The organism is Neisseria sp. HMSC064E01, assembly GCF_001808875.1.
GTDB classification, from domain to species: domain Bacteria; phylum Pseudomonadota; class Gammaproteobacteria; order Burkholderiales; family Neisseriaceae; genus Neisseria; species Neisseria sicca_A.
This window is the reverse complement of sequence record NZ_KV794963.1, coordinates 61,259-68,755: the sequence shown is the minus strand read 5'-3', so window position 1 is coordinate 68,755 and position 7,497 is coordinate 61,259. Positions and strand designations below refer to the sequence as shown.

The 7,497-nt window shown below is 36.4% G+C and carries 6 protein-coding genes and 1 pseudogene; 6 read left to right on the top strand and 1 reads right to left on the bottom strand.

Annotated features, from left to right (window positions below; translation table 11 throughout):
* From HMPREF2572_RS14910 to HMPREF2572_RS10630, 6 genes and pseudogenes are all read left to right on the top strand, one after another.
* Window positions 1-330: pseudogene (locus HMPREF2572_RS14910) on the top strand (hypothetical protein); the annotation flags it as partial.
* A 40-nt stretch (window positions 331-370) separates the two neighbouring features.
* Complete coding sequence (locus HMPREF2572_RS10655) at window positions 371-1,276, top strand: hypothetical protein (protein WP_070498481.1); 906 nt, start codon at window positions 371-373, stop codon at window positions 1,274-1,276.
* 429 nt (window positions 1,277-1,705) lie between these two features.
* On the top strand, window positions 1,706-1,993 hold the full coding sequence (locus tag HMPREF2572_RS10650) for a hypothetical protein (protein ID WP_070498478.1): 288 nt from the start codon (window positions 1,706-1,708) through the stop codon (window positions 1,991-1,993).
* 127 nt (window positions 1,994-2,120) lie between these two features.
* Window positions 2,121-3,131, top strand: coding sequence for a tetratricopeptide repeat protein (locus HMPREF2572_RS10645; protein ID WP_083294236.1), 1,011 nt, complete (start codon window positions 2,121-2,123; stop codon window positions 3,129-3,131).
* Window positions 3,132-3,958: 827 nt separating this feature from the next.
* Window positions 3,959-4,267 carry a hypothetical protein gene (locus HMPREF2572_RS14905; protein WP_070498474.1) on the top strand — a complete coding sequence of 103 codons (309 nt, stop codon included), beginning with the start codon at window positions 3,959-3,961 and terminating at the stop codon, window positions 4,265-4,267.
* 340 nt (window positions 4,268-4,607) lie between these two features.
* A complete protein-coding gene (locus HMPREF2572_RS10630; protein WP_070498472.1) occupies window positions 4,608-5,120 on the top strand; it encodes a hypothetical protein in 513 nt (170 codons plus the stop codon).
* 1,293 nt (window positions 5,121-6,413) lie between these two features.
* Here HMPREF2572_RS10630 and HMPREF2572_RS10615 read toward each other — a convergent pair.
* Window positions 6,414-7,418, bottom strand: coding sequence for a quinone-dependent dihydroorotate dehydrogenase (locus tag HMPREF2572_RS10615; protein WP_070498467.1), 1,005 nt, complete (start codon window positions 7,416-7,418; stop codon window positions 6,414-6,416).
* Window positions 7,419-7,497: the final 79 nt, after the last annotated feature.

Sequence of the window (7,497 nt, the reverse complement as noted above, 5' to 3'; positions counted from 1 at the left end):
GGGGCGTATATCAAACTGGCGAACGGGGAAGTGGAGATAGGTAGTCCGAAGTTGGTTAGGGTGAAGGCGCCGGTGGAGGTGACAAGGGCAAGTAGTTTTAATGATTTACAACTTCCCATATTTTTAACAAAAGAATTATACGATATACGATATGAGTTTTTAGATAAGCATGGAAATCCTTATATCAACGCCGACTATATTGCTTTTCTAGAGGATTATCAGGTAATTAGAGGAAAAACAGACAAGAATGGTCTTACTCAAATTTTTTACTCAAATGACCCCAAAAAAGTTAAAGTGCATTTAATACAAGGCACAGAAGATAATATCTAATGTAGATATTTCAATGCTGCCTAACAAGAAGGAACAAAGAATGTCAGAAAAACAAAAAATGTATAGTTTTAATGTATATGCCAAAGTAAGAACTAATGTTTTAAAACATAAATTATGTTACGATCTAAAAATACATAATAGAAATGGAAGTACTATTTTGTTCTTAAAAAAACAACCTTTAGGGCTCAATGGAATGATAGGTCCACATGAGACTCGTAAAATTCCAATAAATTCTGCAAATAGTTATATTAAAGAAGTTATGTTGTATAAACTGATTGGGGGGAATGCTATACCAGTGCGTAAGCAGCCTTATATTATTCCTTACCCATTAGAAAATTTTAAAGGAAATACAATTAATCCTAAATTGCTGGAAACTACGTTAGATTACTTTGAATCAGAGGGGGTTCATGAAAAAAATAAAGTTGTTACAATAGCAATTTCAAAAAAAGAATGTGTTTATGTTGAATATTTAAACAAACCTTTCAAGATATTTGCATTGAATTGTCTACCTGTCGAAAATATTGGCTGCCTAAATGGGCATTTAATGGTAAATGGCGCGATTAGCGTAAAAGATGGAGAAGTCCTTGTTTATGCTGAAGGTAGAACTCCAGCAGCTCATCCTACTACTGGTGATGGTACTTTACATTTTCTAGGGAAAGCTACTTTGTATGATGAACACAATATTCTTAAAGAAGAATTATTCAAAGCCGGGACTTATATGAGTGAAGCAAAAGAATATAATTGGTTCACAAAACCTAGAGGAAACCCTTTTTCACCACACAAAATTATTGGACACGTTAAAATTAAACTACCCAAACCAACATGTCAAAATAATATTCATTTAGAGGTGGAATTCTCTTATCAAATAGAGCGTCCTGGTGCTGGCAGTCCTACATCATTTAACTCTGCAAAAAAGGATTTTAAACTACAAACGGTCATAAAATGACAAGTCTTATTTGTAAGTCTCATCCCTAAATAACTAGGAAAAACTTTACCTTAAACCATGATATCAAATAAACTTAGCAAGCGTAGATTAGGTTTAAAACCTAACTTTCAAAAAGGTCGTCCGAAAATTTTCAGACGACCTAAACCTCTTCAAACGATAACGAGTAGCCATTTTCTGCAAGATAACGGTTCACTGTCATAAAAATATCTCAAAGAAGTCCCAACCTCGCACTACTACTGAAGATCAAAGAATGTAGCCAATTGCCAGATTACTGCTTAATAAAATTCTAGGTAAAACAAACGTTCAGACCTGGAATAGCTTATCTTCAGTTGAAAAAGCTTTTGGTCTTTCCCAGCAGTATCAGCAGCCACCCAAGCCAAGGAAGGTAAGTTTAGTGCTTGTGTATACGCTACAGATGTGACGTCTGGTATGACAGGATTACGCTTCGCTCAATCAAGTGCAAAACTTAAAGCCGCTGGTGCGGGACTAGCTGCCAGTTCTGGAGCCGTCTCTGACTATGTTTGTCAAGGTAAATCAGCAAGTGAAACTCTTAAAGGAGTGCCTGGCAATATTGCAGGTGCAGTAGTGGGCGACCGCCTAGGGAAAAGAGGTATGGGAGATCTTAGGCAAACTATAGGTTCAGAAATAACAAAAGAAGTGACCAATAGGGGCATAAATCAAGCAGGAAAACTGGGGACGCCAAATAAAAAACGGTAATCTAGAATTGAAATGAGAGATTATTAATGAAAAATAATTTTTTTCTAACAATTTATATTGTATCAATTGCTTTAGCTCTTTCTTCTTGCAATTACTTTGAGCAAAAAAAGTCGTAACTTGTGAGCCGATGGATAGCTTACCCAAGTTAGAACAGTGTGCCCAAAATAATGATATACGGAGTCAATATAACTTAGGCGCTCGATATTTGAATGGAGTGGAAGCACCGAAAGATTTAGAAAAGGCATTTTATTGGACCGAAAAAGCGGCCAAACAAGGTTATACTGCAGCAGAATCTAATTTGGGATGGCTATATTCCATTGGCGGAGGGGTAAAAAAAGATGAAAAAAAAGCAATTGAATGGACACAAAAAGCAATCAAAAAAGGGGATGTAATCGCCTATTCAAATTTAGGTTATTTTTACAGTCATGGGATAGGAGTACCTATTGATTTCAAAAAAAGTGTGGAATATTACCAGATTGCTGCGAATCAAGGAGTAGCAGAAGCCTATCAGAATTTAGGAATGGCTTACTTAAATGGCAAAGGTGTGTCACAAAACACCCAAAAGGCTTTAGAAATGATGAAGAAAGCTATCGATGGGGGCAGCCAAACTGCTATTTACAATTTAGGAAACATTTATTCTTCAATAGGAAAAAATGAGGAGGCACTTTTGTTGCTTCGGAAGGCAGCTGAATTAAATCTTGTCTTTGCCCAGGCTGATTTAGCAGGAAAGTTAGCTGAAAACGCCAAAACAGAAGCTGAAAAACAGGAAGCTAAGCAGTGGTTAGAAAAAGCTCTGGCTCAAAATGAGCCTTATGCTTATGCCGCAGCCGGTGTATTGTATTCTGAAAAAAATAATGTTTTCCCCATCAATGAGAAAAAAGCTTATGAGTTTTATATGAAAGCAGCTGAATTAGGAGAAGAACAAGCCCAAACTCTCTTGGCATTGTGGTATTGGGAAGGAAGATATGTACCCAAAGATGAAATAAAAGCAGTTGAGTGGTTTGAACATGCAGCCAACAACGGGGAAATCAAAGCTGCTAGAAAATTGGTAGAAATCTATGGGAAAGGTAGCAAAAATATTCCAAAAAATGAAGCTAGAAAGCAATATTGGGAAAGCAAACTGGCCGTCATTGAGTGAATATAGACTGGGTAGAAAATCTAACTTTCACAAAGGTCGTCTGAAAACTTTTAGACGACCTAATTTATGTACTTACAGTAGCACCAACATTTCTACGAAGAAAATGGTTAGTTTGTTATCTAATTCAGATACTGAAATACAAAATTCTCATTTTCGTGTAGGTGTAAAGGTAGGAATGACTTACTTCCCTATGGGTATGGCGCCGAATCATATAGGTTATAAGCCATATAGATGGCTTATCATGTTATTAAGATAGCCAGAGATAAACTAAAAATATTCATAATCAACTTAAAAAGAGCGAATAAAATGAAGCAAAAAAATTACTTCTTACTGATTGCTCAAATTTTGCTAAATCTTCCGTCATTGATATTTTTGACCGTATGGCTCATAAAAATAACAATAGTGATGGATGCAGAATTGTTTTCATATTTACTTACATTCATTAAATTATCAAGCTATATTGCAAGTCTGTTTTCAGTAGCTACTCTGATAAATTTACTCTTTATAAGAGATATAAAAACCCTACCAATTTCAGTACTCATAAGTATATTTACATTGTTATTCAGTGCATATACCTTAAGTTCATATGCCTGCAATTCTTTTTATGGATATTACATGTGTTTGGTTCGTGATTATATTTTTAAAATCATTCACTAAATAACAAGCATAATCCAAATAAGCAAGTGTAAATTAGATTTAAATAAAGGTCGTCTGAAAAACTTTCAGACGACCTAAAATACATTCTCTGTCACTGAAAAGCAAAGATGTGGCTAATTATCTAGATTACAGCCTATAAAGGATCTCAACGCCACAAGAAAGAACAATAAATGAAAAACTTATTTTATTGGCTATTGGCACTTCTTTTTCCCTATTTGATTATATATTTGGCACTCGGAGACACCATTTATCTTTTTCTGAAAGCAGGGTATATCGGATTGCCATATTGCTTTCCCTATATTTTTAAAACAGGCATACTGCAAGGTATATTATTTCTCATATTTTTCTTAGGCTTAATAGTTGCTTTATTCGCCAAAGGATTAAATTTGAGAAAGAAAATCTTAGGAAAAGTCTTCGTTTCCACATCCCTATTCTTATGGTTTCTTTTAGGGTTTATATGCCTTGGAATTCATATGTGAATTTATTTAAATGACTGACTCAATTGAAAATTGGAAAGTATCTACTTCAGGCTATACCTAGGACTTTTAACCACGAAACCTGAGTTTTATTCCAATCTAAATGTTTCTCGAAAAATGTAATTCAGCAGCAACTACATTCCTCAAATACCGTTCACAATGCGGGCTGCTATTTGCTACTCTGGTAATCACACCTGCAACAAATCGTTTCGATGTATTATTTAGCTCGTACGAGCTTAGAGGCTTTTCCTCATAGTAATAAGTCTGCTTTGAACTGAATTTCCTTAGTTATCCGTGACAGTCCTTTGATTAAAACAGCAATTCGTCTTTAAAAGGTGCATCCATGAAGAAATTTATTAAATTATCTTTAATATCTTTAGGCATACTATCTGCAATCATATTTATACCATTTCTGATATTAATGTTCAGCTATGATCAACATGATGATTATTATTACAAAACTCCTGATGAGTTTTTAAATTCCAAGTCATTTTCATGGTATATTGATATTTTTCCTAAAAGCAGTCGCAATATATTCTTGAGGACTTTTATTGAAACAAATGGAATGATCGTTATTTTTGAAACAAATACAGCGGATGAAATACCCTTTTCCCAACTTTATCCTATAACCTCTAAAGGGATAGACTATTTAAAAGACTTCAATATTCCAACTTCCCAAATACAACCTTTTTTGGATAATGGTAAATTATATTGTTATTTTTATTCAAACAACTCTCCTTATTTGGTCAGTAAATACTATTCAAACAATCCTGATCTAGTACATTATATGTTTACATCACTCCGATCCGAGGAAGTTTTAGAGCTTTGTCCTTTAAATACTGTTAAAACACATTAGACTACTTCGGATCCAAGTCTCATCTCAGGTTTATCATGCAAAAAAATCATTATATTTTCTACACATACTGAAAAATGGACATCAATTCTATTATTAATATCTACTTGCCAAGTATTGCTTTATTCATTCTTTTTATTTTTCTTGTTATTGAGTGGAAAAACGACGTAGAACTGAGAAAAAGAATGAAAGATATGAATTTCTTTGAAAGAAATTATATTTTCCGTAATTATTTTTATATATATACTGCAATATGGACAATAACTCTATTAATGCTACTTATTCATGAACCATTTTTTTATTTTATGTTTTTATTTTTTTTATTATTTTCTGGAGGATTTATTCATACCGAAAGAAAAACAAGTCAATTGAGAAGTTTTATGTATGGAATGTATTACGGAACTCTATTTGTTCTCATAATCTGGTTGATTAATTTAAAACTGAATATAATTTCTTTGCCTGCTTAATAAGCAAGTGGAGGTTAGGCTGGAAATCCGACATTTTTAGCAAGCGTAGGTTGGATTGAAAACCCAACTTTCACAAAGGTCGTCTGAAAACTTTTAGACGACCTAATTTATGTACTTACAGTAGCACCAACATTTCTACGAAGAAAATGGTTAGTTTGTTATCTAATTCAGATACTAAAATACAAGATTCTCATTTTCGTATAGGTGTAAAAGTAGGAATGACTTACGTCCCTATGGGTATGGCGCCGTATCATACAGGTTATAGGCCATACAGATGGTTTTTCATACTATTTGGATAGCTAGGGGTAAACTAAAGATATTCATGATCAAATTGAGAATATTAAATAAAATGAAGCAAAAAAATTACTTCTTACAGATTGCTCAAATTTTGCTAAATCTTCCGTCATTGATATATGTGACCTTATGGCTTATGAAAATATCAATAGTAATGGATGCAGAATTATTTTCATATTTACTTACATTCATTAGATTATCAAGCTATATTGCAAGTCTATTCTCAGTAGCCACTCTGATAAATTTACTTTTTATAAGAGATATGAAAACCCTACTGATTTCTGTGATCATAAGTATATTTACATTGTTATTTAGTGCATATACCTTAACTCGATATACTTGCGATTCTTTTTATGGATATTACATGTGTTTATTTATTAAATATATTTTTGAAATAACCCACTAAATAACAAGCATAATCTAAATAAGTAAGCGTAGGTTGGATTGAAAACCCAACTTTCACAAAGGTCGTCTGAAAACCGTTTAAATCCAGTTAAACCGGTTTTCAGACGACCTTTTGTGTTGGAAATCGTGCTTACTTCAACGCTGCCAGACATTCCTTCACTAATGCCGGACCTTTATAAATCATGCCGCTGTACACTTGGACGGCGGTTGCGCCGAGGCGGATTTTTTCTGCGGCGTCCTTGCCGTTCATGATGCCGCCGACGCCGATAATCGGCAGCTTGCCGTCGATGTGTTCCGCCAATATTTTCAGCACTTGGTTGCTTTTTTCGCGCACGGGCAGGCCGCTTAAACCGCCCTGCTCATTTGCGAGCGGATGGCTGCCGAGGCTTGATTTGTCGATGGTGGTATTGGTGGCGATGATGCCGTCCATTTCGACGGATTTGACAACGTGGGCGATGTCTTCGATTTGTGCTTCATCCAAATCGGGGGCGATTTTGACGGCGAGCGGGACGTATTTTCCGTGCGCGGCGGCAAGCTGCGCCTGTTTGTTTTTCAGGGCTTCGAGTAGCGCGCTCAGTTCGTCGCCGCCTTGCAGTGCGCGGAGATTTTTGGTGTTGGGCGAGGAAATATTGACGGTAATGTAACTTGCGTGTGCGTAGGCTTTTTCGAGGCAGATTAGATAGTCGGCGGCGGCGTTTTCGATGGGTGTGACGGCGTTTTTGCCGATGTTGATGCCCAACACGCCTTGATAACGGCTTTTTTCGATGTTTTGAATCATGGCGTCGATGCCGTGGTTGTTGAAGCCCATGCGGTTGATGATGCCTTGGTGTTCGGGAACGCGGAAGAGGCGCGGCTGTGGGTTGCCGGGCTGCGGTTTGGGTGTTACCGTGCCGATTTCGAGGAAGCCGAAGCCGAGCGCGCCCAATGCGTCTATGTATTCGCCGTTTTTATCGAGTCCGGCAGCCAGCCCGACCGGATTGGGCAGGGTGATGCCCATGAGTTTGACGGGCTTGATGCGGTTGTCGAGAATCGGAAGCAAACCGAGTTTGTAAACTTTGTTGAGTGCGTCGAGGGTGAAATGGTGAGCTTTTTCGGCATCGAGTTTGAACAGCAGGCTGCGGGCTAAGGAATACATGGGATTCTTTCGGATGATTGGCGAACCGCCGTATTTTACCCGAAACTGTTATAGTGGATTAACTTTAAACCAGTACGGC

What these genes read in the sequence shown, in the direction of transcription:
- HMPREF2572_RS10650 (WP_070498478.1), top strand. Translation starts at nt 1,706, where the DNA reads ATGACAGGATTACGCTTCGCTCAATCAAGTGCAAAACTTAAAGCCGCT.
- HMPREF2572_RS10655 (WP_070498481.1), top strand. Translation starts at nt 371, where the DNA reads ATGTCAGAAAAACAAAAAATGTATAGTTTTAATGTATATGCCAAAGTA.
- HMPREF2572_RS14905 (WP_070498474.1), top strand. Translation starts at nt 3,959, where the DNA reads ATGAAAAACTTATTTTATTGGCTATTGGCACTTCTTTTTCCCTATTTG.
- HMPREF2572_RS10615 (WP_070498467.1), bottom strand. Translation starts at nt 7,418, where the DNA reads ATGTATTCCTTAGCCCGCAGCCTGCTGTTCAAACTCGATGCCGAAAAA.
- HMPREF2572_RS10630 (WP_070498472.1), top strand. Translation starts at nt 4,608, where the DNA reads ATGAAGAAATTTATTAAATTATCTTTAATATCTTTAGGCATACTATCT.
- HMPREF2572_RS10645 (WP_083294236.1), top strand. Translation starts at nt 2,121, where the DNA reads ATGGATAGCTTACCCAAGTTAGAACAGTGTGCCCAAAATAATGATATA.